26 protein-coding genes are annotated in these 25503 nt (G+C 40.6%); 15 read left to right on the forward strand and 11 right to left on the reverse strand.

The annotated features are described in order from the left end of the window. Positions 1–36 precede the first annotated feature (36 nt). The 6 genes from EFT72_RS01730 to EFT72_RS01755 are packed head-to-tail and all read right to left on the reverse strand — an operon-like array spanning position 37 to position 4827. Positions 37–480 (reverse strand): hypothetical protein, encoded by a 444-nt coding sequence (locus EFT72_RS01730; protein ID WP_124065097.1) that lies wholly within the window; start codon positions 478–480, stop codon positions 37–39. A 17-nt stretch (positions 481–497) separates the two neighbouring features. Next, positions 498–1595: an ABC transporter substrate-binding protein gene (locus tag EFT72_RS01735; protein ID WP_124065098.1), complete on the reverse strand. Its 1098-nt coding sequence runs from the start codon at positions 1593–1595 to the stop codon at positions 498–500. Between the two features lie 2 nt (positions 1596–1597). Next, positions 1598–2395 (reverse strand): ABC transporter permease, encoded by a 798-nt coding sequence (locus EFT72_RS01740; protein WP_124065099.1) that lies wholly within the window; start codon positions 2393–2395, stop codon positions 1598–1600. After that, a complete protein-coding gene (locus EFT72_RS01745) occupies positions 2395–3207 on the reverse strand; it encodes an ABC transporter permease (protein WP_124065100.1) in 813 nt (270 codons plus the stop codon). Before EFT72_RS01745 ends, EFT72_RS01740 begins: the two co-directional genes overlap by 1 nt. After that, positions 3200–4276, reverse strand: coding sequence for a spermidine/putrescine ABC transporter ATP-binding protein (potA, locus tag EFT72_RS01750; protein WP_124065101.1), 1077 nt, complete (start codon positions 4274–4276; stop codon positions 3200–3202). Before potA ends, EFT72_RS01745 begins: the two co-directional genes overlap by 8 nt. Before the next feature lie 17 nt (positions 4277–4293). After that, a complete protein-coding gene (locus EFT72_RS01755; RefSeq protein ID WP_124065102.1) occupies positions 4294–4827 on the reverse strand; it encodes a helix-turn-helix domain-containing protein in 534 nt (177 codons plus the stop codon). Between the two features lie 441 nt (positions 4828–5268). On the opposite strand from EFT72_RS01755, the gene EFT72_RS01760 reads away from it, so the two are divergent. From EFT72_RS01760 to rpiB, 3 genes are all read left to right on the forward strand, one after another. Next, complete coding sequence (locus tag EFT72_RS01760) at positions 5269–6327, forward strand: beta-propeller fold lactonase family protein (RefSeq protein WP_124065103.1); 1059 nt, start codon at positions 5269–5271, stop codon at positions 6325–6327. A gap of 61 nt (positions 6328–6388) precedes the next feature. After that, the gene (aroC, locus tag EFT72_RS01765; RefSeq protein ID WP_124065104.1) at positions 6389–7495 is read left to right on the forward strand and encodes a chorismate synthase; all 1107 of its coding nucleotides are present in this window, start codon (positions 6389–6391) and stop codon (positions 7493–7495) included. 91 nt (positions 7496–7586) lie between these two features. Next, positions 7587–8027, forward strand: a complete 441-nt coding sequence (rpiB, locus tag EFT72_RS01770; protein ID WP_124065105.1) for a ribose 5-phosphate isomerase B — start codon at positions 7587–7589, stop codon at positions 8025–8027. 76 nt (positions 8028–8103) lie between these two features. Here rpiB and lepB read toward each other — a convergent pair whose 3' ends face one another. After that, positions 8104–8670 (reverse strand): signal peptidase I, encoded by a 567-nt coding sequence (gene lepB / locus EFT72_RS01775; RefSeq protein ID WP_124065106.1) that lies wholly within the window; start codon positions 8668–8670, stop codon positions 8104–8106. Positions 8671–8862: 192 nt separating this feature from the next. On the opposite strand from lepB, the gene EFT72_RS01780 reads away from it, so the two are divergent. Next, complete coding sequence (locus EFT72_RS01780) at positions 8863–9963, forward strand: DUF3810 domain-containing protein (RefSeq protein ID WP_124065107.1); 1101 nt, start codon at positions 8863–8865, stop codon at positions 9961–9963. Continuing rightward, positions 9956–10867, forward strand: a complete 912-nt coding sequence (locus tag EFT72_RS01785) for a mechanosensitive ion channel domain-containing protein (RefSeq protein ID WP_124065108.1) — start codon at positions 9956–9958, stop codon at positions 10865–10867. The genes EFT72_RS01780 and EFT72_RS01785 overlap by 8 nt, the downstream gene beginning before the upstream one ends. 40 nt (positions 10868–10907) lie before the next feature. Here the strand turns inward: EFT72_RS01785 and EFT72_RS01790 are convergent, their stop codons facing one another. Together EFT72_RS01790 and EFT72_RS01795 are read right to left on the reverse strand one after the other, a co-directional pair. After that, complete coding sequence (locus EFT72_RS01790; RefSeq protein WP_124065109.1) at positions 10908–11657, reverse strand: SIMPL domain-containing protein; 750 nt, start codon at positions 11655–11657, stop codon at positions 10908–10910. A gap of 18 nt (positions 11658–11675) precedes the next feature. Further along, the gene (locus tag EFT72_RS01795; protein WP_124065110.1) at positions 11676–12371 is read right to left on the reverse strand and encodes a hypothetical protein; all 696 of its coding nucleotides are present in this window, start codon (positions 12369–12371) and stop codon (positions 11676–11678) included. Positions 12372–12627: 256 nt separating this feature from the next. Between EFT72_RS01795 and EFT72_RS01800 the strand changes: the two genes are divergently transcribed. Together EFT72_RS01800 and EFT72_RS01805 are read left to right on the forward strand one after the other, a co-directional pair. Then, the gene (locus EFT72_RS01800; protein WP_124065111.1) at positions 12628–13329 is read left to right on the forward strand and encodes a hypothetical protein; all 702 of its coding nucleotides are present in this window, start codon (positions 12628–12630) and stop codon (positions 13327–13329) included. Positions 13330–13380: 51 nt separating this feature from the next. After that, on the forward strand, positions 13381–13944 hold the full coding sequence (locus EFT72_RS01805) for an HD domain-containing protein (protein WP_124065112.1): 564 nt from the start codon (positions 13381–13383) through the stop codon (positions 13942–13944). A gap of 20 nt (positions 13945–13964) precedes the next feature. Here the strand turns inward: EFT72_RS01805 and EFT72_RS01810 are convergent, their stop codons facing one another. Both EFT72_RS01810 and EFT72_RS01815 read right to left on the reverse strand, forming a co-directional pair. Then, on the reverse strand, positions 13965–14438 hold the full coding sequence (locus EFT72_RS01810; protein WP_124065263.1) for a methylglyoxal synthase: 474 nt from the start codon (positions 14436–14438) through the stop codon (positions 13965–13967). A gap of 46 nt (positions 14439–14484) precedes the next feature. Beyond that, a complete protein-coding gene (locus EFT72_RS01815; RefSeq protein WP_124065113.1) occupies positions 14485–15687 on the reverse strand; it encodes a BTAD domain-containing putative transcriptional regulator in 1203 nt (400 codons plus the stop codon). A 142-nt stretch (positions 15688–15829) separates the two neighbouring features. Between EFT72_RS01815 and srtB the strand changes: the two genes are divergently transcribed. From srtB to EFT72_RS01855, 8 genes are all read left to right on the forward strand, one after another. Continuing rightward, positions 15830–16591, forward strand: a complete 762-nt coding sequence (gene srtB / locus EFT72_RS01820; RefSeq protein ID WP_124065114.1) for a class B sortase — start codon at positions 15830–15832, stop codon at positions 16589–16591. Between the two features lie 75 nt (positions 16592–16666). After that, on the forward strand, positions 16667–18022 hold the full coding sequence (gene glmM / locus EFT72_RS01825) for a phosphoglucosamine mutase (RefSeq protein ID WP_124065115.1): 1356 nt from the start codon (positions 16667–16669) through the stop codon (positions 18020–18022). A 51-nt stretch (positions 18023–18073) separates the two neighbouring features. After that, on the forward strand, positions 18074–19243 hold the full coding sequence (locus EFT72_RS01830) for a 5-bromo-4-chloroindolyl phosphate hydrolysis family protein (RefSeq protein ID WP_124065116.1): 1170 nt from the start codon (positions 18074–18076) through the stop codon (positions 19241–19243). Next, a complete protein-coding gene (locus tag EFT72_RS01835) occupies positions 19236–20360 on the forward strand; it encodes a toxic anion resistance protein (RefSeq protein ID WP_124065117.1) in 1125 nt (374 codons plus the stop codon). The genes EFT72_RS01830 and EFT72_RS01835 overlap by 8 nt, the downstream gene beginning before the upstream one ends. A 262-nt stretch (positions 20361–20622) precedes the next feature. Then, the gene (leuA, locus tag EFT72_RS01840; protein ID WP_124065118.1) at positions 20623–22287 is read left to right on the forward strand and encodes a 2-isopropylmalate synthase; all 1665 of its coding nucleotides are present in this window, start codon (positions 20623–20625) and stop codon (positions 22285–22287) included. A 158-nt stretch (positions 22288–22445) separates the two neighbouring features. Next, positions 22446–23555 carry a UDP-galactopyranose mutase gene (gene glf, locus EFT72_RS01845; RefSeq protein WP_124065119.1) on the forward strand — a complete coding sequence of 370 codons (1110 nt, stop codon included), beginning with the start codon at positions 22446–22448 and terminating at the stop codon, positions 23553–23555. A gap of 74 nt (positions 23556–23629) precedes the next feature. Beyond that, the gene (locus EFT72_RS01850) at positions 23630–24607 is read left to right on the forward strand and encodes a glycosyltransferase family 8 protein (RefSeq protein ID WP_124065120.1); all 978 of its coding nucleotides are present in this window, start codon (positions 23630–23632) and stop codon (positions 24605–24607) included. A gap of 12 nt (positions 24608–24619) precedes the next feature. Then, positions 24620–25492, forward strand: a complete 873-nt coding sequence (locus tag EFT72_RS01855) for a glycosyltransferase (RefSeq protein WP_124065121.1) — start codon at positions 24620–24622, stop codon at positions 25490–25492. The last annotated feature ends 11 nt before the right edge of the window (positions 25493–25503 follow it).

Here is a 25503-nt window from a genome sequence, read left to right on the forward strand (position 1 = left end):
ATTGGATTCGCCTTTTTGCATTGATAGTATGTGTGATTAATGAAAATCCTCAATCACATATAAAGTTTTTAACTCTTGGGAATAAAGCAGATAAAGAACAGAACTGTCTTCTCGTTTCGTGAGATAACCATGTGTGATTCTTTCAAACGGAGGATACTCCGTTCCCTTTACAGATAGATTTGTTAGTAGGTTTGATATTACTTCTCTCTCTTTTTCGGACACCGTTATCTCACTAATCTCTGAAGGGAAGGAAACGGACTTATGATATGTTAATATATGGTATCGTCCTCCATCTCCTAGGATATCAGGTTCACCTTCCGCCTGATAGGTAAGCTCACAGCCAGATGGCAATGTAATTCCCCAGTTAAGCTTAAGTACCAGCAGATAAGACGAACCATTTTTTAGAACGTTAATTGACCAAGCGGATGCAAGAAGTAATAGTGCTATAATGAAAAAGGTCAAAATATGTTTTTTATTCACTCGGGTAGTTTCACTCCTTAATTAGATTTGACTTCCTTCCATGCATTGTTGTAAAGAGTATCCGCTTCATCCCCCAGATATTTGTATACTTCACTGTTCTTTAACGCTGCATCGTCAGGAAATACCGCTTTGTTATTTTTTAATTCCGGGTCCAGAAGGTCAAAGGCACCTTTGTTGGGAGTTGGGTAGGTGATGTATTCAAAATTCTTCTTAGCAATCTCAGGACGGCACATGAAATTAATCCACTTTTCAGCGTTTTCCTTATTGGGAGCATTCTTTGGTATTACCCAGGAATCAATCCAGAGGTTTGTTCCTTCTTCTGGTATTACGTATTCCAAGGAATAATCAAGACCAAGATCCTTCACTTCATTTTGAATATAAAGCATTTCCCCAGAATAAATAACTCCGATAGCGGCTTCTCCACCGATCATCTTATCCCTTACCTGGTCTATGACATAAGCCTGAACCAAAGGCTTTTGTTTGATCAATAGTTCTTTTGCTTCATTGATTTCCGCTTCGTTGGTTGTATTCATAGAGTATCCAAGGGATTTTAAAGCCACCATAAAGGTATCCCTTACACTGTCCTGCATCAAGATGCTATCCTTATACTTCTCATTCCAAAGATCGGACCATTTTTTGGGGACATCTTCCGGTGCAACCATGCTGGTGTTATAAAGAATTCCAACCGTTCCCCAGCAGTAAGGAACCGAATACTTGTTTTCCGGATCAAAGCTTTTTGACATTTCCAAGTACTTCGGATCGATCTCCTTTACGTTTGGAACGTGATCCATATTGATTTCTGAAAGTAAATTGTTTTCAGCCATTTTTTGAATCATATAATCCGATGGGCATACAACATCGTATTTGACCGCACCTGCTTCAATGATGGGATACATCTCCTCGTTGGTTTCAAATAAATCATAAACCACTTTAATTCCAGTTTCCTTTTCAAATTCGTCAATCACAGATTCGTCAATGTACTCTCCCCAGTTATAGACATAGACTTCTCCATTGTCTTTTTTGGTTTCTGCGGATTTCCCACAACCACCAAGTAGGGAAACGGAAACAAGTGCAAGAGCACTTGCAGTTAAAACGCGATAAAAACAATTTTTCATATTTATTTTCTCCTGTTCGTTTTTTGTTTGGGTGCAAAATTGGTGATCAAAAGAAGCACCAGCACAGTTAAAAAGATAATGGTTGAAAGTGCATACATGGAAGGTTTGATTCCTCTGCGCACTTCACTGTAAATCAAAGTGGAAAGTGTATTGATTCCGGCACCTCTGGTAAAGTGGGTGATGATGAAATCATCAAGTGACATGGTAAATGCCAGTAAAAAACCGGAGAGTACACCCGGAAGAATGTCCGGAAAAATCACTTTAAAAAATGCTTTGAACGAAGTTGCACCCAAGTCCATGGCAGCTTCATAGGTACTTTTATCAATCTGCTTTAACTTCGGCATGACACTTAAGATCACATAAGGAATGTTAAAGGTAATATGTGCAATCAAAATGGTTTTAAAACCCAAAGTAATCCCAAAAGCGATAAAAGCGAGCATAAGTGAGATCCCAGTCACAATATCAGCATTAAGCATGGGAATATTGGTGATCCCCATTAATAATGACTTAGGAATTCGTTTCATACTGTTAATGCCAATTGCAGCAGCTGTGCCGATTATAACTGCAATGAGAGACGATACAAATGCGATCATTAATGTATTCCATAGTGCATCCATTATGGTACTGCTTGTAAAAAGTTCTATATACCAGTGACCTGTAAATCCCCCCCATTGCGTACGGGATTTGGAACTGTTAAAGGAAAGTACGGTCATAGTTGCAATGGGGGCATATAGGAACACCAGAATCAGAACCAGGTAAAAATCCTGAATAAAACGTTTGAATAAATCATCTTTTTTCATCAGAATGTAGATCCCTCCCCATTTTTGTCGTATTTGGCAATGAGTGCCATGCTGATTAAAATAAATAACATAAGAACCAGTGAAAGACCGGAGCCTAGATTCCAGTTGCTTCCTCTTGTAAATTCCTGTTCGATAACGTTACCGATCAAAAGGATCTTACTGCCTCCTAATAAATTCGAGATTACGAACGTGGTAAGAGCTGGAACAAAGACCATTGTGATACCGCTGACAATACCAGGTATGCTAAGAGGAAGAAGGATCCGAATAAGCACCTGAAAGGAATTGGCGCCTAAGTCTCTAGCTGCACGGATGATTTGGTCATCGATTTTCATAAGTACATTATAGATAGGAAGCACCATAAAAGGAAGAAAGTTATATACCATTCCCAGTATGATGGCGCCGGGAGTGTTGATTAAGTTCTGTTTTGGAAGATGGAGTGTGGATAAGATTCCATTAATCACTCCATTTCTCTCAAGAAGAGTTTGCCAGGCCAGTGTACGGAGCAGAAAATTCATCCACATAGGAAGTACAAAAACAAATACGATGAAGCTTCCTTGCCCGATCCCTTTGGAACGAAGAATCATTGCTAGTGGATAAGCAAGCAACAGGCAGATCAGGGTACTAATGAAAGATAGCCCCAGAGAAAGCCATAACGCTTTTGCATGTTCCGGTGAGGAGATTGAGATAACATTTGATAGTGTAAAGGCTCCTGATTGGTCAGTCAGTCCGTAAATAACAATCATCACCAAAGGGATGATAATAAAGCCAAACATCCATATCAAGTAAGGACCGGAAAGTGATTTTTTATTCATTGATTCCCACTGCCTCCTCATCTTCAGAAACGGGTTTGTTCATAATCTGGATGTCGAAAGGATTTACATGAATCCCCACATTTTGTCCCACTGGGAAGCAGTCCGTACTGTGAACCAGCCATTCAAACCCGTCTTGAGTAGTGACTTCCATCTCATAATGAACTCCCTTAAAGATCAGATGCGTCACCACACCTTTTAAAGTTCCTTCATCAGGAGAGACAAGGTCAATGTCTTCCGGACGAATCACCACATCCACCGGCTTATTTACACCGAATCCCTTATCCACGCAGTCAAATTTCGCTTGGAAAATCTCTACTAGTTCATCTCGAATCATAATTCCTGGGACAATGTTACTTTCCCCGATAAAATCGGCTACAAACGCGTTCTCCGGTTCATTGTAGATACTTTCTGGGGACCCCATCTGCTGGATATAACCCTGATTCATGACGACGATGGTATCCGACATAGTCAGTGCTTCTTCCTGGTCATGGGTCACATAGATGAATGTAATGCCAAGTTCATTTTTTAACCGGATCAGCTCATACTGCATATCTTGGCGAAGTTTTAAATCCAGCGCGCCTAATGGTTCATCAAGAAGAAGTACTCTTGGTTCATTTACAATGGCTCTTGCTATGGCGATTCTTTGCTGCTGTCCGCCGCTTAAAGAACTGACGGAACGATTTTCAAATCCGTCTAAATTTACTAACTTTAGTGCGTATTTAATTTTATCCTGAATATAGGATTTGGTTTTGTTTTTGATTTTAAGTCCAAAGGCAATGTTTTCTGCGATGGACATATGAGTAAACAGGGCATATTTTTGAAATACGGTATTAAGCTGTCGTTTGTTGGGAGGAAGATTGGTGATATTTTGCCCCTCAAAAATCACGTCTCCCATGTTTGGAGTTTCAAAGCCACCGATGATTCGCAGTGTGGTTGTTTTCCCGCATCCACTGGGACCGAGTAGTGTAACAAATGTGTTTGGTTTTACTGAGAGATTTAAATTGTCCAGTACCATGGTACCGTCAAAACTTTTTGTAATATTCCGTAAATCAATGAGTGGCTGTTCCATGATATTTTATCCTCCTGTTAAAAGCTTGGCGGAGAACTTACCCAGATTAAGGAAGCGCCTGCCTTGCTGCTTAAATAGTGTTTTTTGTCTGGTATAAAGTAAAAGGATTCCCCTTTTTTTGCTTTATATGTCTTACTTCCAATATGAATGGATACGCTGCCCTGTAAGAGAAAGCCAAATTCTTCCCCCTCATGTGGATTGTCAGGATACGTTTCACCCCCTGGATCTAGGGTTAAAAGAATGGGTTCCATCATATTTTTCTGCGCATTAGGGATGATCCATTTGACGTCATTTTTCAATTCTTCATCGTGCTTTTCAAAATAGTCGGACGTTCCAAATACAATTTGTTCCTCTGGTGTCTCGTTGAAGAATTCACCGATGGACGTACCAAGGCATTGTAAGATATCCATAAGAGTGGAAATGGATGGAGAAGTTAAGTCTCGTTCCAGCTGAGAAATAAATCCTTTCGAGAGTTCTGCTCGGTCCGCCAGTTCTTCCTGAGTCAGTCCTTTTAAGACTCGCAGTTCTTTTAGTTTTGTACCAATATCCATGTGCTCCTCCTCTTTATTATGATAAGCGAAAAGTTTACTTATACTAACTGATCATAAATATAACTTTAAAGTTTAGTAATTATAAACACATAACAAAAACCATTATACGGATTTTTCCATGTATGTCAATAGATTTACAAGAAGTTTTTCCTTAATATGCGGCTCTATTTATATTCCTAAAATAAAAATATGTTAACGATTCTAAGACAGACAAATCCTCAAAATAGTTGCTTCCGAATGAAACTTTTTTTGTTTTTCATTCGTAAATATAGGTTTTTTGGAGCAGGGCACATGCTTTTAATGGAGAAGACTTAGATTAAGGATAGAAACGTTATTGAGCTCAGATGCCAGAAAGCATTGCAAGTTTTTCCTTAACAAATGAATTAAAATATGATATTATACCTTTAGTTTACAAGGTACAATATCAGGAGGAAACGTATTATGACTGGAAAATATATGGCTTATGTAGGATCGTATACCTACAATGGACAGGCAAAAGGCATTACCGTTTATGATGTTGATATAGATGGAGGACGTTTTATTAAAAGATGTGAAGTAGAAGTAGAAAATTCTTCTTATGTTATTGCATCTTATGATGGGAAAACATTGTATTCCATCGCAGATGAGGGCGTGATTGCTTTCCGCATACACGAGGATGGTTCCATTACCAAGCTCAATGCAGCAAGTATCAAAGGGATGAGAGGCTGCCATTTGTCCACTGATGAAGAGGATAATTTTCTGTTTGTTTCCGGCTACCATGATGGAAAGTGTACGGTCCTTGATTTAAAGGAAGATGGATCAATCGGAGAGATCGTAACCGGGGTGTTTCACCGGGGATTTGGAAGTGTGGCAGAAAGAAATTTCAGTCCACACGTAAGCTGTTCGAGGAGAACACCGGATGGGAAGTTCGTTATGGTCGCAGATCTTGGAATTGATCAGGTTAAGATATATTCCTTTGATGAGAAAAATAGAGAGCTGATCTTAGTAGATGCCATTCGCTGTGAGATTGAGTCTGCCCCTAGATGTTTTCGATTCAGCTCGGATGGAAAGTTTTTCTATCTAATTCATCAATTAAAGAATAGGATTGATGTGTTTACTTATGAAACAGGAGACCGCCAGCCAAAGATTGAAAAGATTCAGACCATTTCCACGACTGGACCCAAACCATTGAACAATTTAACGGCAGCTTGTTCCATGCGCTTATCAAACGATGAAACGCACATGTTCTGTGGGAATGCCGGAGATAATACTGTAACTGTTTATGGCAGGGATAAAAAAACTGGGAAAATTAGGTACTTATGTTGTCTTCCTATCAGCGGAAGCTATCCAAAAGATATTTGTATCTTCCCAGATGATAAGCATTTCGCTAGCTTAAATCATGAGTCTGGAACCATCACTTTCTTCACCGTAGATTACGAAAAGGGTTTGTTAGTAATGAATGGAAAGGAACTAAACGTGAAGGAACCAAATAGTTGTGTGATCGTAAAAGTCGGCAAATAAAATACCTTATAGGTATCCCATTATGCCCATAGGACGTGGGCAGGAAAGAGGAGAGTCAACCATGGCAGGATCAACACTGGGCACTATATTCCGTATCACCACTTGGGGGGAATCCCATGGCAAGGGCATCGGCGTGGTGGTTGATGGATGTCCGGCAGGACTTGAGATAGGGGAAGCAATGATTCAAGCGTACCTAGACCGAAGAAAGCCGGGGCAGAGTCAATTTACCACAAAGCGTCAGGAAGCAGATCAGGTAGAAATTTTATCTGGCATTTTTGAAGGAAAGACCACAGGGACACCGATCTCCATGGTGGTATGGAATACGGATCACCGCTCTAGAGATTATGGAAATGTGAAGGAAGTATACCGTCCGGGCCATGCAGATTACACATTTGATCAAAAATATAGAGTAAGGGATTACAGAGGTGGTGGACGTTCCTCTGGGCGAGAGACCATAGCAAGAGTGGCAGCCGGTGCCATCGCAGCTTGTTTTCTAAAGAGTCTCGGAATTGAAGTGACGGCTTACACAAGATCCATAGGACCTTATGAGATAAAAGAGGAAAATTTCAAGATAGAAGAACGAGATCGCAACCAGCTCTATATGCCAGATCAGAAAACAGCGGCAAAGGCCGAAGCATATCTGACAGAGAAGATGAAAGCCATGGATTCCGCTGGAGGTGTAGTCGAATGTATCATTGATGGAGTACCATCTGGCATTGGAGACCCTGTGTTCGAAAAGTACGATGCGTCTCTTGCAAAGGCAATTATGTCCATTGGTGCAGTCAAAGGGTTCGAGATTGGAGATGGATTTCTTGCCTCAAAGGCTTCAGGCTCTGAGAATAATGATGCGTTTCAGGTCGATGAGACAGGTAATATCACAAAAAGAAGCAACCATGCAGGTGGTATTCTGGGAGGGATCAGTGATGGTAGCAGAGTCACATTCCGGGCAGCGTTTAAACCCACACCATCTATTTCTATCCCACAGTCTACCGTAACCAAAGATGGAGAAGAGACGGAGATTACCATTAAGGGACGTCATGACCCGATTATTGTTCCACGGGCCGTTGTGGTAGTGGAAGCCATGGCAGCACTCACCACAGCTGACTTACTCCTCACCAATCTCTCTGCCAGAATGGATGGGATTCGTTCCTTTTATGGACGGAGCTAAAGAATGAAAAGAGCGAAACACAACACTTGATAAATGCTGTCATTTATGTTATGTTAATTGAGGATAACAGAAAAGAAACAGGAGATTAATCATGAAAATTGCAATGGGAAATGACCATACGGCCATAGAAATGAAACAAGCCATTAAAGAATTTGTTCAGAGCAAAGGATACCAGGTTTTGGATTTGGGTACCAATGCCGCAGAAAGCTGCGACTATCCCAAATATGGAGAAAAGGTAGGTCGTGCTGTGGCAGATGGAGAAGCAGATCTTGGAATTGCAATCTGCGGAACTGGGGTTGGAATTTCTCTTGCCTGCAATAAGGTGAAAGGAATTCGAGCTTGTGTCTGCAGTGAACCCTATACGGCAAAACTTTCTAAGATGCACAACGATTCCAATGTACTTTGTTTTGGAGCACGAGTGATTGGAGTGGAGATGGCAAAGATGATTACCGAAGAGTGGTTGAATGCCAGCTACGAGGGCGGAAGACATCAGCGCCGGGTAGATATGATCATGGAGATTGAGAACAGATAAGAGCGCATATTATTACAATAAAAATCCCGCTGGCTTTCGTGCCTGCGGGATTTATTACATATTTGCCGTGTGTGAATTATTGTATTTTATGAATGGATGGGAAGTAACGGAATAGAACCTTCGCGATGATCTTCTTCTTCTTCACGTATTTATGATTCCACCTTCTGGCATCTGCAGAGTAATTCCGGTTATCTCCCAGCATGAAGTAATTGTCCTCTGGAACTTCAAAATGAGCATCGGGTTCTGGTATCATAGGTTCCGCCAGATAAGGCTCATCCAAAGGAGTTTCCGAATCATTGATATAGACTTGCCCACCTCGGATATCAATCCGATCTCCGGGAAGACCGATGATTCGCTTCACATAATAGGTTTTTCCTGTTGGATCATCTGGGAAATGAAAGATTACCACATCACCTCGCTGCGGATCTTCGAAATAATAAGAAAGTCTGGATCCGATGACACGATCATTGGTCATAATGGTTTGTTCCATGGAACCGCTGGGTACGCGGCTGTTCGCGATGATGTAATTATTAAGTAGATACGCGATCACAGCAGCAATTACGATAATTTTGATCCAGCTGATGATTTCTTCCTTCCAGCTAAATGGTTCTTGAACCTTTGACGTTTTTTCTTCTTTTTTCATGTGATTTCTCTTCTTTTCTTTTTATTGTATCCATATCAAAGTGTAATAGAAAATCAAGGATCGCGCAAGTGATTTTACAAAATGGTAAGAAAATATTCACAAACATTCATTATTTGTCCATAAAATCATGCTATTCTATTCTCATAAATGTCGAAGTGGGCAATCGTGAAAACTGCATTCGAGGTGACTAATATGGAAGACAAAAAAAGAAGATTGGATCCTATGCTTTTGATTGCATCGGGGCTTATGTTTGTATCAGCTCTGCTTGTTCAGATTCTGGCAAGATCCGTTCCAGGGTTTGGGGATTGGTATGCCCTGCATGTATATCCTCTCCTAGTCGGAAGTGTGGGGCGTCTGTCCGGGCAAGTTCCGTTTGCATTAATCGAAATCATTTCCTATGTTCTGATTCTAGTGATATTCGTTGATATGATCCGCCATTTTAGGGAATGGAAACGTGGGCTGATCCGATTCGGATTCTTAATGACAGGGTTTTTCTTTCTATTTACCTTTCAATGTGGGATTAATTATTATAGAAAACCTTTTTCTCATAGCAGTGGTTTGGAAGTCAGAAAATCCTCAAAAAAGGAACTAGCCAGACTTTGCCTTAAACTAACGGATGAGGTCAATGGACTAGTCGAACAAAAATTGCAGATAACAGACCAGAAAGTTATGAGAATGGAAAGCAGGGAAGCGATGAGTAAGCTTGGGGATTCTTATCCTCAGCTCGCAGGATACTATCCCCCTCCCAAACCATTGATTTGGTCTACGTTTTTTTCCATTCAAGAACTTTGTGGGCAGTATTCGCCTTTTACAGTGGAAGCTACTTATAATCGGTTCATGCCGGCATATAATATACCTCATACCCAGTGCCACGAGTTGTCTCATCTGCGCGGATTTATGAGAGAGGATGAGGCTAACTTTATTGGCTATCTCGCTTGTATTGGTTCCGATGATCCCTATTTTAATTACAGTGGGTATCTAACTGGATGGATTTATGCGACCAATGCCTTGGCAGAGACCGACTGGACGGCATATCAAGAGGTCTGTGATCTTCTTGATGAACGGGCATGGAAAGACCTTAGGAAAAACAATGAATTTTGGAGCCAGTACCAGGGGAAGGCGTCAGAGGTATCCAATCGCCTTAATGACACGTATCTAAAAATAAACAGCCAGTCGGATGGCGTGGAAAGCTATGGAAGAGTGGTGGATTTGATGCTGGCTTATGATAGAACAAAAGAGTTAGGAACTTGTCAGCAAGAAAACAACAATAGTCAGGAGTTATGTTATGATTGAAACATTATTAATACGTTCGGCACCAAAGGAAACCGTTGGTGTGATCGCCCAGGAAGTACAGGAAAATTTAGACCAGTTAAGACCCAATGTAGTGTTAGAAACCATCAAAGGCTGGGGACCGTCTTTGATTACATTCGGATTTAATGTATTATTAGCTTTGGTGATTTTCTTTATCGGGAGCCGTATGATTAAGATTTTGCGCAAGACGCTGGATCGTTCTTTTGCCCGGGTAGATATGGAGGTTAGTCTGCGAAAATTCTTGATTTCTGTAATCAATGCCGTAATGTATTGTCTTCTTTGCTTTGTTATCGCTGGCCAGATCGGAGTGAATGATGCATCTATCGTGGCATTATTAGGCTCTTCCAGTATCGCAATCGGTCTGGCGATCCAGGGAAGTCTGGCTAATTTTGCAGGTGGAGTTCTGATTTTACTGATGAAACCGTTCCGGGTTGGAGATTATATTCTATCCATTGGAGGGGAAGGTACCGTTTATACCATTGGTCTGGTATATACCATATTGACGACTCCAGATAATAAGCAGATTGTTATCCCCAATGGAACCTTGTCGAACTCCCCATTGACCAACGTAACTGCTATGGACAAGCGGCGGTTAGATATTTTGGTGGGGATCGGATACAATTCGGACTTAAAGAAAGCGAAGAAGGTGCTGTCGGAGATTTTTCATAGCCAGCTTGAGATTTTAAAGGATGAACCGATTGATATTTTCGTCAGTGAACTGGCAGATAGTACAGTAACCATCGGAGCAAGAGGTTGGACCGCTGTAGAGGATTACTGGACCACACGTTGGGAAATTTTGGAACGAGTGAAATTGGGATTCGATGAAGCAGGGATTGAGATTCCCTTTAATCAGTTGGATGTGCATATTAGAGGAGCAGAAGAATAGAAGGAAAAAGGAATCTGAGGTCTCAGATTCCTTTTTCCTTCTATTTTAATTCATAAGATATTTTTACACTGGCCTGAACACTGATCTGACCTGGTTCAACCGCCATTTCTTTTGACAATAGTCCAGTGTCTGCCTTGGTATTTTCGTAGGCATTATACCGAGCTGGACTATAGGAACTAAGTTCTTCGATGGATATTACTTCTCCAAGCGTTTTGCCGCTGGCACTTGCCATGGCCTGTGCCTTTGTCTTTGCTGATTCAATTGCTTTTTTTAATGCTTCCTGGTAACTTTCATCGTACTTACTCGATAGATAAGATACATTGCTAATGCTGTTGATCCCTGCTTCTATGGAAGAGGAGATTAAGGTTCCCACTTGATCCATGGGGATATCAGACACAACGATACTTGTACGCATCTGGTATCCGGTTATTTTCTGGCCGTCTGACCAATCATAATTTGGCTGAAGTCCATAGTTGGTTGTTTGGATGGAAGTTTCTGCAATCCCAGAATCCTTCAAAAAGGTAATAACCTTATTCAGATCTTCGCTGTTTTTCTCTTGTACTGATTTTGGATCAGCCGCTTCAGAGGAAACACCATAGTTGATCTCTGCTTTATCTGGAACTGTCTTTACTACTTCTTCGCTTTGAACCTGAATGCTTTTGTTGACTGTTGCTGTATATGAACCATTGGTTGCGGGGACTAAAGAACCACTTGTCTGTGCGCACGCGGTTAGGCTGAGCGCGGATGCTGCGATGACGGCAACCGCAACGGGTCTAATGATTTTTCTCATAATTAATTCCTCCTTTTCCTATTGTTCTTCTTCGCTGTTCATCTCTTCTTCTTCAAAACTATCGCCCTTTGGAGTGATGGCGATATGAAATTCATTGCCCACCATATCTTTCGCCGATATGGTCAGTTTCTTCTTTTTAATCTCGAATGAAATAAGACCCGAACGTCGATCAATCGAAAGTGGAAGAATCATGGGATCCTTATCATCGGAAGCGGATATAGACGAGTAATCCACACCGGACTGAGAGTCCTCTAAGCGGAAAGAGAAGATTCCTTCTTCATTCAGCTTGTCCTTCATAATAGGGGCAGTATCATCCAATACACTCACCTGTTCATCTAATACAGTCTTCATCTTGTTAAAACCAATCACCTGAACATTAAGGAGTCCGTTGTTATGTAAAACTGCTGAATAGGTTTTGGAACCAGTTTTCGTTAAATCAATTGCTGTTCCATCTAAAGTTGCGACTATAGACTTTTGAGGAAGTAAGGATTTTATCTTTAATTCGAAGCTTGTCGTTGTATAGTCACTGCTTTCTAAAACAGTAAGTTCAGCCTTTGGCTTTGAAGTAACCAGAAAAAAAATCAAACCATTAAAAACAAGAAAAGGAAGAACATAATACAGAAGAATTGAAAGAAAACCACCCTGTCCGTTCCGTCGGTTGCCAACACTTTTGCCACGGTGGCTTGACCTGTATTGATTATTATACTGATTCATTTGATTCCATTTCCTCCTGATGATATTTACGTCTCCTAGCATAGCAGAAAATGTATTATCTTACAAGAATATGTTCTAAATCGTAATAAATTAATTTATTCTTAAACAATGCCGTATTTACGCATGTTTCTAGGAGGTGATTTTAGGGATTGATTCCATAGATCTATTGTTTTCTATTGTGAGTCATATAAGAATATGGTACAATTTTACTGGCTAGAAAATTATCACAATAATCGATCATAAGATGGGGGATAAGATGAAAAAATTGATATTGGCTTTATTGCTTCTTTGTTTGTTAAATCCAATCGTCAGTTATGCTGAAACCTGGGTACAGGATTCCACTGGCTGGCAATATGTATTAGATAATGGTGAGACACTCAAAGACACTTGGTGGTATGATGTTTCGACTCGAATCGATTATCATTTCGATTCAAATGGATATATGCAAACAGGGTATATTACTATTGATGGAAAAGAATTCTATTTTGATGAATCAGGAGCAAAGGTAAGAAATTCAGCTCTTCCGGATGGGCGGGCAACGGATGGGAATGGAGTCATTTTTGATAATTTTAATGATGGTCTAACCTATATGTTTGTGGCTGCTTCGGATATCCAGATTGGAAAATGTAAGGTTGTGGTAGTGGCAATTAAGAATGAATGTGATAAAAAATTTACGGTTAATTCAAAAAGTGGTTTGGTCAATTCAAAAGATGGGACTCATCAAAGATTATATTTATATGATGTGAAAGAAAAGAAATTTTATGACGAAAAGAGAGTGAATCCAAACGAAACGGTTACTCTTTCATTCGTCGCCTCCGATTTATCTGAATTTCAAGTAAGTGATATTGACTATGTTCCCATTATGATTGAGTACAATGGAAAGAAGATAAAAAGCATATCAAGTATTCAGGATGGGTATCGACATCACTTTTCTTCGCAAAGGATTAATGAGTTATAGGATGAAATTCCCATGACGTATATTGATACATTAAAAAAAAGGAGATTCAGTATGGTCGAGAAAGCAGTTGCATTTGCAACCAGATGCCATGCGGGAACCTATCGGAAAGGGACACGGATTCCCTATATCGTTCATCCGTTAGAAACCGCAGTGATTACCTCGATGATGACAAAAGAGGAGGATATGATTTGCGCCGCATTGCTTCATGATGTAGTGGAGGATGCTGGGGTTACAAAAGACCAGCTTTCCAAGGAATTTGGTGTTCATGTGGCACAACTTGTCATGGATGAAACCGAGGATAAAACAAAAAGCTGGAAAGAGCGTAAATGTAACACCCTAAATCATTTGAAATTTGCATCAAGAGAAGGGAAAATTCTTGTTTTGGCAGACAAACTGAGCAATCTAAGAACCACGGCAAGGGATTATCTACTCCTTGGAGATGAGATATGGGATCGGTTTCATGAAAAAGATAGGAATCAGCATGCCTGGTATTATGTGGGAGTTTTGGAATGTTTGACAGAGTTAGAGGATTATCCGGCTTATGAAGAGTATCGGAATCTTTGTAAGCTGGTATTTGGACAAGAACTAGAAAGAAAAAAACGACTGGATCAGTAATCTCAGTCGTTTTTTCTGGTCTATAATGAATTTGCACGGTCCGTAATGTTTTTATTAAAATTAATAATCTGATGTTCATATGTGGTTTGCATCAGTGGGGAGGTAATGATAAAGTCAGCCGTCGCTCTGGTGTTAGCCATAGGGATATCATAAACCTGGGAAATACGAAGCAGTGCCTTCACGTCTGGATCATGAGGCTGTGCTGTCAGCGGATCTGAAAAAAAGATAACCAGATCAATTCTTCCCTCTACAATCTTAGCACCTATTTGTTGATCTCCGCCTAATGGACCACTGTTATAACCCTTAACCATAAGACCTGTATGGTCTGTAATCATACGGGCGGTTGTACCTGTTCCGCAGAGAGAATGTTCTTTTAAAATTTCTTTGTGTTCGATACACCATTCAATCAGAGCCGTTTTTTCGTTGTCATGAGCAATCAGAGCAATGTTTTTTTTCTTTTGCAGCGTGAGTGTAATAAAATCTTCCTGTAACATCATGTTCCTCCTATGGATAAAAAGTTATATGGTAATTTGATAAAACCTAATTGGGCATAACAGTCTGCAGAGAATAGGTGATAGATAAGTCTTTTCTTGAATACTCTTTCTTGAAATTATGAATGATCCGTTTTAAAACCATCTCTCCATTCTCGTAAGTCGCCGTAGGCAGAAGCATCAGATACTGGCTTACACTGTACCGGCTATAAACATCTCCCCTTCTAAGGGAGTTCCGGATCGATTCTCCAAGCTCGTCCATAGCTCGAGTTTGAACGGCTGGTTTTAACAGCTCGCCCTTTAAATTACTGATTGTTACAAGGCATAAGAAAATAGAATCTCCGGTTCGCTCGATGGCTCGGGTCTCCAGTTGATAAATGTCTCGAAACACAGAAGCTTCACAGCAAAAAGCACCTTTGTTTGTAGCACCGTCCAGTAATATCTCCCGAATGGTACTAAGATCCATGGTAATTCCATGCTTTTTATCGCTGATCATCTTGTATAACTCTTTAAAACGAATGGATGGGGTAACCGCAAATTCATTGTAGAACAAGTCATTGACCCGCTTATAATGTTCAATAGATTTTAATTGATTCCCACTTTGATAAAGGGCATAGATTAGATAATAATGGGCATCCTCTCCGTATGGATCGATGGAAATTGTCTTCTGACAGACATCAATCATGGTTGGATAATCCTTGTTTTCATCCAAAATCATCAACGTACGCTTCACTAACTTCTGATACAAGGTATGATAATACGTATGAATGGGGACCACCCAGGATTCCCACTCAGATTTTGGGAGAAAATTCCCTTTGTATAAGGAAAATGCTTCTAGTAACAGATGCAAACGATCCTCATCACTTAGATCTGGTTGTTCTGACTGAAGACATAGATCCTCAAACCGGTCCGTATCACAGACGGTAACCAGTTCTTTCGTCCAACCGTACGCCTTCCGGTTTTGAAAAATCAGTTCTTGCGTAGGATAACCAAGTGGCTCTAAAAGTTTACGAACGCGAAACATCAGTGTCTTTAAGGCACCGGCTGGGTTGTTGCTGCTGCTTTCATCTCTCCAGAATAGATCGATCAGTTCATCGACGGGGATATCACGTCCCCGAAAGGTAATCAAATACTCTAAAAGGCTCCAGGGCTTTTTTGCCTGATTATTCTGGTCTAAAATTTTCTGGTTTCCAATTGTTACAGAAAACCCACCTAACATACTTACATAAATTACAGATTCTAAGTTTTTCATATATATCTCCAACATAACGTTTTCTTACCTTAGTATATAAAAAAAATGCTTAAAAGTCTAGCAAAGCTTATAAAAGATTGAGATTTTTGGTGAAAACAGTTATAATTGAGAGAATAAAAAGGGAGGAAAAGGGAAAAAACGCATGAATAAAAGGAAGTTGACTTTTACCGTGTTCATAGGTCTGATTTTGCTGTTTTTGACGGGGGTTGGTATGATTTATTCCGATTATCGAACCAGATCAAAGGCGAAACAGGAATATGAGAGTCTGGCACAGATTGTTAAAGAAGCGAGACAGGAAGAGGAAACAAAAGAAATAAAGGAAACCAAGGAAGAATCCAGTGCCCCTTATGTTTCTCCCATTCCGTTTGATCAGTTGGAACAGATTAATCCAGATATCGTTGGCTGGCTAAAGATAGAAGATACAGCAATTGATTATCCAATTGTGCAGACGGATAATAATGAAACCTATCTGGAAACAGATTTTACTCAAAAGAAAAATAAGGTAGGGGCTATTTATCTTGATTACCAGTGTGAATCCGATTTTTCCGGCAGACATAATATACTATATGGGCACAATAGGAAGGACGGGACGATGTTTCAGGACATCATTCAATACAAAGACGAGACCTTTTTTAAAAATCATCAGAATATCATTGTATACACAAAAAATAGGGAGTACCATCTGCGCCCAATTACCGTACTCTATGCGGATGCATCGGGAATTCGCAGACAGACCAGATTTGATACCATGGAATCTTTTTATGCGTATACCAAGGAGATGACAAAGGGGGGAATGTTTTTAAAGGAATCCGATCTTCCTGTGGAAACCCTGTGGTCTTTTATAACCTGCAGTTATGAATTTGAAGATGCTAGGACCATATTGTACGCAGCTTTGGTGCCTTAAATTGAAAATAAATTAAAATTGTGTTATATTACATATAATTCTGTAGGAACTACAGACAGGTCAAAGGAGATTAATATGGGAAAATATTTTGGAACCGACGGTTTCCGTGGGGAAGCAAATGTAACGCTGACAGTTGAGCATGCCTATAAAGTAGGACGGTTTCTAGGTTGGTACTATAGGCAACAAAATCCCAAGGAGGTCTGTCGAATCGTCATAGGAAAAGATACCAGACGAAGCAGCTATATGTTTGAATATTCCTTGGTTTCTGGTCTTACGGCTTCTGGAGCCGATGTTTACCTACTGCATGTGACTACAACGCCTAGTGTTTCCTATGTGGTTCGCACCGAAGGGTTTTCCTGTGGAATCATGATTTCCGCCAGTCACAATCCCTACTATGATAATGGGATCAAAGTGATCAATGGAAAAGGGGAGAAGCTTAGTGAGAATGTAATCACTGAGATTGAAGCTTATCTGGACGGAGAGATGGACGAAATCCCACTGGCAAAGCAAGATATGATCGGCAGAACGGTGGATTTTGCAGCAGGCAGAAATCGTTATATTGGATATTTGATCTCAACAGCGACTCGTTCTTTTAAGAATAAAAAGGTAGCGTTAGACTGTGCCAACGGGAGTGCTTCTGCCATTGCCAAAAACGTATTTGATGCGCTAGGGGCACAAACCTATGTAATCAGCAACGAACCCAATGGATTAAATATCAATAACAATTGCGGATCTACTCACATGGAACAACTGGTTAAGTTTGTAAAAGAAGTAGGAGCAGACGTAGGGTTTGCTTACGATGGAGACGCAGATCGCTGCATTGCCGTAGATGAGAATGGTCAGATCGTAGATGGAGACGGAATCTTATATGTTTGCGGGAAGTACATGAAGGAACAAGGACTGTTAAAGAATAATAAAGTAGTAACTACCATTATGTCCAATTTCGGCTTATACAAAGCTCTGGAACGAGTTGGAATTAAGTATGATAAAACAGCCGTGGGAGATAAATACGTTTATGAAAATATGGCAGCCAACGGAAACTGTCTGGGCGGAGAACAGTCTGGACATATCATATTTAGCAAACATGCCACCACAGGAGACGGAATTTTGACATCCTTAAAAGTTATGGAAGTGATTCTGGAGAAGAAAGAAAGTCTCTCAAAGTTAGTTTCTGAACTTGCGATCTATCCTCAGGTATTAAAAAATATCCGTGTCTATGACAAAGGGGCGGCTCAGGATGATGAGGCAGTTAAGGCAGAGGTGGATAAAGTTTCTAATCTTTTGGGAACGAGTGGCAGAATTCTTTTACGCCAGTCAGGAACAGAACCGGTGGTTCGTGTTATGGTAGAAGCGTCTGACCTAGAAACGTGTGAAACGTATGTAAATCAGGTAATCCATGTGATGAAAGAGAAAGGTCATATTATTGCTTAATATTGGAATATGATTAGAACATTATTTCGAGTAACATTGGGAGATCAAAATATGGATCGTAAAGAATTCGCCAATCTAGGTGATAAGATAAAAAACACGGTGCAAAGCGCCATTGATTCCAGTGATTTTAATCAATTAAACCATACCATTTCCGAGACTGTAAATACGGCACTAGATGAAGCAAGAGAGAAGCTTGTCAGAGGGACTGGATTTGACAAAAAGGCAAGTGAACCTGGTTACCAGGCATTCAAAAGACATCCCTCAGAAGAACGTGAGGAGTTAAAGATGAACTCTGTGGGACGTGTGTCCTCCATCCTTTTAACCGTTTTTGGTGGTCTGGGTTTATTTCTTACGGTTGTCCTATTCATGCTGTCTCTTTTCATTACTTTGATTGTTAATCCGGCAGCGGGGGCGGTAATCGGGACTATGGTGTTTCTTCTTGCCATGGGAGGAGTCTCGAGTGCGCTGATTTCCATTGGAATTTCCACACGTAAGCGGTTAAAACGGGCCGCTCTTTATATGAAACAATCGAGAAATCAGTCCTTTATAAAACTAGAAACATTGGCGAATGCAGTAGGCAAGACAAAGGAATTTGTGGAAAAAGACGTAGTAAAGATGATGAAACTGGGGATATTTAAAAGGATCTATATGGATGAGCAGAAAACTTGTCTGATCTTTCGTGAAGCGACTTATCAACAGTATTTAGATAGCCAGAAGGCACGAATCGAAAGAGAAAAAGAGAAAAAGAATGAGGACTCGGAGCATGAGAATCCAGAACTGAAAGCTATGATTGCTCAGGGACAGACTTATTTAAAAGTGATTAAAGAAGCCAATGATGCAATTCCGGGGGAAGTGATTTCCCGAAAGATCAAAAGGCTGGAAGATTTAATTAGCAGGATTTTTGAATCTGTGATAAAAAATCCCAAACAGATGAGTGAGATGGAGCGGTTTATGGATTATTATCTTCCCACCACAGCAAAATTGGTACAAACCTACCGGGATTTTGACAGCACCCAAACAAAAGGAACCAACATTGATTCTGCTAAGAAAGAGATTGAGGGAACGCTTGATACGATCAACCTTGCCTTTGAGCGTCTTCTTGATGGTCTGTATCAGGATGCAGCTTGGGATATAACTGCCGATGCATCGGTCCTTCAGACCATGCTGAAAAAAGATGGCTGGGCAGATAGTGATTTTACAGGAGGAACGAAACATGAGTAAAGACTTTATAACTCTTTCTCTACAGACAGAGGAAGCGAAACCAATCATAGAAGTGTCGCCTGAATCCCAAACGGTACCAGAACAAGAGGCAGAAGTTAAATTGACCCCACAGGAAGAAAAGATGGTATCTGAATTTTCAGAAAAAATTAATTTAAAAGATTCAAATCTTATTTTGCAGTATGGAGCAGGAGCACAGAAAAAAATCGCTGATTTTTCAGAGGCAGCCCTTGATCATGTGAAATCAAAGGACATTGGAGAAGTGGGGAAGATGCTGACCAATGTTGTGACGGAGCTAAAAAGCATTGAAACAGGAGAAGAGGAAAAAGGAATTTTCGGATTCTTTAAAAGAAATGCAAACCGTCTGGATAGTATGAAAGCGAAGTATGCCTCCGCAGAGACGAATGTCAATCAGATCATAAAAGTGTTGGAAAACCATCAGATTCAACTGTTAAAGGACATTGCACTTCTGGATAAAATGTATGAGTTAAACCATACTTATTTTAAAGAATTAACCATGTATATACTGGCGGGAAAAAGAAAACTGGAGAATGTGCAACAGCAAGAACTTCCTATGTTGATGGAGAAAGCACAAAAAAGTGGATTGCCAGAAGATGCACAGGAAGCCAATGATTTGGCCGCGATGATCAATCGTTTTGAGAAAAAACTCCATGATCTGGAATTGACCCGCATGATATCTATTCAGATGGCACCTCAGATTCGACTGGTTCAAAACAATAATACATTGATGACGGAAAAAATTCAGTCCACCATTGTCAACACCATTCCTCTCTGGAAGAGTCAGATGGTACTTGCCATCGGCATCAACCACTCCGAGCAGGCAGCAAAAGCACAACGGGAAGTAACGGATATGACCAATGAGCTTTTGAAAAGGAATGCAGAAGTATTAAAGACAGCAACCATAGAGACGGCAAAAGAATCGGAACGTGGAATCGTGGATATGGATACTTTAAAAAAGACCAACGAGTCTTTGATTATCACCTTAGATGAAGTGGTTCGGATTCAGGCGGAAGGAAAAGCGAAACGTCGGGAAGCGGAACTAGAATTAAGCCGAATGGAAGGCGAATTAAAAAACAAGCTGTTACAGTTTAGTAAATAGACAATCGATGACTTACAACGAGAAAAAATATTTTCCTGTTGTAAGTCATTTTTAGTCATGCTATAATAACATAACACTTCACCGTGATGTATTATCAGAGCGAGGGACGTGATTTTAAAGCAAAGGAATGATGAAGATGGGGTTAGGCCGTTAAAAACCACGTTGTTCATTGTCACAAAATACAGCGTGATCTATCGACTCCAAAGCCTTCAATGAAATATCAGAAAAAACAGATAACGATGAAAAATGGAGGAGATGAGTCATGTTGAATTATGAGAGATACAAGCGGGTACCAGTTGTAGATTATCCGGAGAGACAATGGCCGTGTAAGGAGATTAAGAAAGCACCGATCTGGTGCAGCGTTGATTTAAGAGATGGAAACCAGGCACTAATTGAGCCTATGGTGGTGGAAGAAAAGATTGAGCTGTTCAATCTCTTGGTTCAGCTCGGGTTTAAGGAGATTGAAGTAGGATTTCCAGCTGCCTCTCAGATTGAATATGATTTTTTAAGACAGCTTGTGGAACGGAAATTGATTCCCGATGATGTGGTGGTTCAGGTTCTGGTTCAATGCAGGGAACATTTGATCAAACGTACCTTTGAAGCATTGGAAGGGGTAAAAAAGTCCATTATACATATTTATAATTCCACTTCCACCTTACAAAGAGAAGTGGTATTTCGAAAAGATATGGACGAAATCAAAGAGATAGCCGTTCAGGGAACCAAATGGGTCAAACAATACATGCAGGCCTATGAAGGTGAATTCACTTTGGAATATTCTCCTGAAAGCTTTACTGGAACGGAACTTGACTATGCTCTTTCAATCTGTACGGCTGTTCAGGAGATATGGGAACCCACACCGGAACATAAGATGATCTTTAATCTTCCGTCTACCGTAGAGATGGCAACGCCCAACGTTTATGCCGATCAGATCGAATGGATGAACACACATTTTAAGAACCGAGATAGCCTTATCTTAAGTGTTCACCCTCACAATGACCGGGGAACTGGGGTTGCTGCGACAGAACTTGCTCTTTTAGCCGGTGCAGACCGGGTGGAAGGAACGTTGTTTGGGAATGGAGAGCGAACGGGAAACGTCGACATTTTAACCGTTGCTTATAATATGTTTTCCCATGGAATCAGTCCACAGCTTCACCTTGAGAATATCCGTAAGATTGTAGATGTTTATGAACGTTGTACTAAGATGGAAGTGGAGCCAAGACATCCTTATGCAGGTAAGCTTGTATTTACTGCTTTTTCTGGTTCTCATCAGGATGCCATCAACAAAGGCATGCAGGCCATGCACGAGAGCAAGAATCCTTATTGGGAAGTTCCTTATCTTCCCATTGATCCTTCGGATATTGGCAGGGAATATGAACCGATTGTCCGTATCAACAGCCAGTCTGGTAAGGGCGGTGTTGCCTTTGTTATGGATACCTTCTATGGATTTAAGCTTCCAAAGGGAATGCACAAGGAATTTGCAGATGTAATTCAGGCGATTTCCGAGAAACAAGGAGAGGTTTCACCAGAGCAGATTTTGGTAGAATTCAATCACAATTATACCGATCGGAAAGAACCCATCCATTACAATAAATGCCAGATTACAGAGACAGAAGAGGATATTGAATTCTCTACCATTGCAAAAGTCCGCTTTAGCGATCATGGAATTGAGAAGATCTTTGAAGGAGTTGGAAACGGACCCATTGATGCCGTTCAAAAAGGTCTTGAAAAAGAACTTGGCATTGAGATTCGGGTTCTGGACTATAGCGAACATGCATTGTCATCTGGCTCTGGAGCGAAGGCGGCATCTTATATCCATCTTCTTGATGTAAAAACCGGACGGACGACTTATGGGGTAGGAATCAGTTCCAATATCACAAGAGCGTCAATTCGAGGAATCTTTAGTGCGGTAAACCGTTTATTCTATTAAATATTTATAGTAAGATAAAATTCATAAAAACCCTCCTGTTGTAGGATAACTACGACAGGAGGGTTTTTATGATCATTCTACATGTGCATAAGGATTTACATTCCCAAAGGACTTTAGTATAATGGACACAGTTTATAACAAAGACAGGAGAACCAACTATGAAAAAATATGATTATGTCTTAGTAGGCGGTGGCCTTTATTCTGGCGTATTTGCCTATCTAGCCAAAAAACAGGGAAAGAAATGTCTGGTACTGGAAAAAAGGGATCATATAGGAGGAAATATCTATTGTGAAGAAGTAGAAGAGATCCAGGTACATCGATACGGTGCTCATATTTTTCATACCAGCAACAAAGCGGTGTGGCAGTTTGTCAATGAACTGGCAGAATTTAACCGTTATACCAATAGCCCAGTCGCCAATTACAAAGGAGAGATGTATAACCTTCCCTTTAATATGAATACGTTCAGCAAGATGTGGGGGATATCCACACCCGAAGAAGCGAAGAAAAAGATAAAGGAACAGACCAATACGATTTCCAAAGAACCGGAAAATCTAGAAGAACAAGCCATACGTCTCGTGGGAACCGATATCTATGAAAAATTAGTGAAGGGATATACGGAGAAACAGTGGGGGCGGGATTGTAAGGAGCTTCCAGCCTTTATCATCAAACGGCTCCCCGTTCGATTTACCTATGATAACAACTATTTTAATGATTTGTATCAGGGAATTCCCATCGGCGGATACAACGTGATCATAGAGAAGCTGTTTGAAGGCTGTGATCTGGAATGTTCTGTGGATTATTTAGAGAAGAAAGAATACTACGATGGACTGGGAGATAAAACCGTTTACACAGGGATGATTGATACATACTTTGGATATTCCCATGGGAAATTGGAATACCGGAGTTTGAAATTCCAAACAGAGACTGTGGATACGGATAATTATCAGGGGGTTGCTGTAGTGAACTATACAGATAGAGAGACTCCCTATACCAGAATCATTGAGCACAAGCACTTTGCTTTTGGAACCCAGGAGAAATCTGTAATCACCAGAGAATATCCTGCAGATTGGGAAGAAGGGATGGAACCTTACTATCCAGTTAACAACAAAAAAAACCAGGAACTCTACGCAACGTATGCTGCTTTGGCAAACCAGGAATCCCATGTAATCTTTGGGGGTAGGTTAGGAGAGTATCGGTATTACGATATGGACAAGGTCATAGAATCGGCCATGAAGATGGCAGAGTCTGAATTTGGTACGAAATCCTAAATCAAGGATCGGTTTACTTTTAGAGGGAGATATAGTACAATGATCGGAAAATACGGCACAAACGGGAGGAAATTATGAATGTTGTCTATGCTTCCAATGATTCTTATGCCAGACACCTAGGAGTTTCTTTGTATTCTTTGCTAGAGAACAATCAAACCACCCCATTCATTAAGGTCTATGTGCTGTCCATGGGTCTGACCAAAGACACGATTTGTCGCTTGTCAGAAATTGCCGAGACGTTTGGGCGAGAGCTCATTCTCGTAGAATTAGGAGATTTAAAGACACGATTCTCTTATGAAGTTGATACGGGAGGGTTTGATTTAAGCATTATGGCACGGCTGTTTCTCGCAGATGTACTGCCTGCAGATATGAAACGAGTTCTTTACATGGACTGTGATACCGTCGTGCTATCCTCTTTGGAAAAGTTATTGAGAACTAACCTGAATGGAAAGATACTAGGGGCAGTCATGGAACCTACCATCTATTCTTGTGTGAAAGATCAGATCGGACTTTCAAAAGAAGTCCCCTATTTTAACTCCGGAGTTCTTTTGATTGATATGGATCGGTGGCGGAAAGAAAAAGTCCAGCAAAAACTTCTGGATTTTTATCAGAAGAAAGGCGGTAAGCTGTTTGCGGGAGATCAGGATACCATAAATGGAAGTTTAAGCGGAGAGATTGAATCAATCTCACCTCGGTATAATTTTTTCACCAACTACCGATATTTTCATTATCGTCATCTCATACGTCTGTCTCCGGCTTATGAGATTTATTCTAAGAAAGAATATTCAAATGCCAGAAGGCATCCGGTGATTCTTCATTATATGGGAGATGAAAGACCATGGAAGCAGGGGAATTATAACCACTACAGGAAGGCATATGAAAGGTATTTAAACAAAACTTCATGGGCAGGGACGAAAAAAGAAAAAGGAAGCCGTTTGTACCTGCTATCTTATCATTTGATGAATTATCTTACCTTTCTCTGCCCTCCCATAAGGGACTTTATTAGTCGACGGTTTGGGATGAAGGTCATCGAATTTCGAAAATCATCTTAACGAGGAGCGGGAATGAAAGTTAGCTGTATCATCTTAAATTATAACGATGCTAAAACAACAGAACGGTTGGTTTCCACCATAAAAGAATATGAGGAACTGGATTCCATTGTGATTGTAGACAACCATTCCACCGATGATTCCGTTCATAGACTAAAGCGACTGACCGGGGATACCATTCATCTGATCGTATCAAGCCGCAATGGAGGGTATGGATATGGAAATAATCTTGGGATCCGGTATGCAGATGAAACACTCCATGCCACCCATGTATTGATTGCCAATCCAGATGTGGATTTTTCGCAATCCTGTGTGACAGCGTTAAAAGAATCGTTTCATACCCACGATTTACTGGGAGTAACTGGAGCGGTTCCGGTTAACCAGGCAGGAAAGCGGGGAGTATCAAGCTGGAAACTCCATGGATTTTTTGGGGATCTTATGGATACGGGACTAATCACTAGGAGGCTTATGAAACCATGGCTTAGCGATCACCCGGAAGCAAGGAGAAAGAAAGGTTTTGCTCTGGTGGATGCCATCCCTGGCTCTCTCTTTTTGGCGGATATTAAGGCTATGATGGATTGTGGACTTTTTGATGAGCGGGTGTTTCTTTATTATGAAGAAAAGATACTTGGATTTCAGATGAAAAAGAACGGGTATCAAACCCTGCTGCATCTAGATCAGACGTATCTCCATCTCCATTCGGTTTCCATTGATAAAAGTGTAGCCACCATATTAAAAAAGCAGGCGATCCTTCACAAAAGTAAACTTTATTATTATAGAAACTATTTAAAGATCAACCGAGTTCAAGAATGGTTGGCAAACGGATTCTTTCAAATTCTTATGTTTGAAATCTGGTTCTTGACGGAAGTGGCAGGAATGTCCTGGTGAGGACTGTCGGA

It is taken from the genome of Clostridium sp. E02 (assembly GCF_003833015.1).
Lineage (GTDB): Bacteria > Bacillota > Clostridia > Lachnospirales > Lachnospiraceae > Lacrimispora.

Coding starts and splice junctions, on each gene's coding strand:
- rpiB (WP_124065105.1), top strand. CDS start 7,587: ATGAAAATTGCAATGGGAAATGACCATACGGCCATAGAAATGAAACAA.
- EFT72_RS01755 (WP_124065102.1), bottom strand. CDS start 4,827: ATGGATATTGGTACAAAACTAAAAGAACTGCGAGTCTTAAAAGGACTG.
- EFT72_RS01850 (WP_124065120.1), top strand. CDS start 23,630: ATGAATGTTGTCTATGCTTCCAATGATTCTTATGCCAGACACCTAGGA.
- aroC (WP_124065104.1), top strand. CDS start 6,389: ATGGCAGGATCAACACTGGGCACTATATTCCGTATCACCACTTGGGGG.
- EFT72_RS01785 (WP_124065108.1), top strand. CDS start 9,956: ATGATTGAAACATTATTAATACGTTCGGCACCAAAGGAAACCGTTGGT.
- EFT72_RS01760 (WP_124065103.1), top strand. CDS start 5,269: ATGACTGGAAAATATATGGCTTATGTAGGATCGTATACCTACAATGGA.
- EFT72_RS01810 (WP_124065263.1), bottom strand. CDS start 14,438: ATGTTACAGGAAGATTTTATTACACTCACGCTGCAAAAGAAAAAAAAC.
- EFT72_RS01735 (WP_124065098.1), bottom strand. CDS start 1,595: ATGAAAAATTGTTTTTATCGCGTTTTAACTGCAAGTGCTCTTGCACTT.
- EFT72_RS01835 (WP_124065117.1), top strand. CDS start 19,236: ATGAGTAAAGACTTTATAACTCTTTCTCTACAGACAGAGGAAGCGAAA.
- EFT72_RS01795 (WP_124065110.1), bottom strand. CDS start 12,371: ATGAATCAGTATAATAATCAATACAGGTCAAGCCACCGTGGCAAAAGT.
- srtB (WP_124065114.1), top strand. CDS start 15,830: ATGAATAAAAGGAAGTTGACTTTTACCGTGTTCATAGGTCTGATTTTG.
- EFT72_RS01740 (WP_124065099.1), bottom strand. CDS start 2,395: ATGAAAAAAGATGATTTATTCAAACGTTTTATTCAGGATTTTTACCTG.
- glmM (WP_124065115.1), top strand. CDS start 16,667: ATGGGAAAATATTTTGGAACCGACGGTTTCCGTGGGGAAGCAAATGTA.
- EFT72_RS01815 (WP_124065113.1), bottom strand. CDS start 15,687: ATGAAAAACTTAGAATCTGTAATTTATGTAAGTATGTTAGGTGGGTTT.
- EFT72_RS01800 (WP_124065111.1), top strand. CDS start 12,628: ATGAAAAAATTGATATTGGCTTTATTGCTTCTTTGTTTGTTAAATCCA.
- EFT72_RS01790 (WP_124065109.1), bottom strand. CDS start 11,657: ATGAGAAAAATCATTAGACCCGTTGCGGTTGCCGTCATCGCAGCATCC.
- EFT72_RS01780 (WP_124065107.1), top strand. CDS start 8,863: ATGGAAGACAAAAAAAGAAGATTGGATCCTATGCTTTTGATTGCATCG.
- lepB (WP_124065106.1), bottom strand. CDS start 8,670: ATGAAAAAAGAAGAAAAAACGTCAAAGGTTCAAGAACCATTTAGCTGG.
- leuA (WP_124065118.1), top strand. CDS start 20,623: ATGTTGAATTATGAGAGATACAAGCGGGTACCAGTTGTAGATTATCCG.
- EFT72_RS01805 (WP_124065112.1), top strand. CDS start 13,381: ATGGTCGAGAAAGCAGTTGCATTTGCAACCAGATGCCATGCGGGAACC.
- EFT72_RS01745 (WP_124065100.1), bottom strand. CDS start 3,207: ATGAATAAAAAATCACTTTCCGGTCCTTACTTGATATGGATGTTTGGC.
- potA (WP_124065101.1), bottom strand. CDS start 4,276: ATGGAACAGCCACTCATTGATTTACGGAATATTACAAAAAGTTTTGAC.
- EFT72_RS01855 (WP_124065121.1), top strand. CDS start 24,620: ATGAAAGTTAGCTGTATCATCTTAAATTATAACGATGCTAAAACAACA.
- EFT72_RS01830 (WP_124065116.1), top strand. CDS start 18,074: ATGGATCGTAAAGAATTCGCCAATCTAGGTGATAAGATAAAAAACACG.
- glf (WP_124065119.1), top strand. CDS start 22,446: ATGAAAAAATATGATTATGTCTTAGTAGGCGGTGGCCTTTATTCTGGC.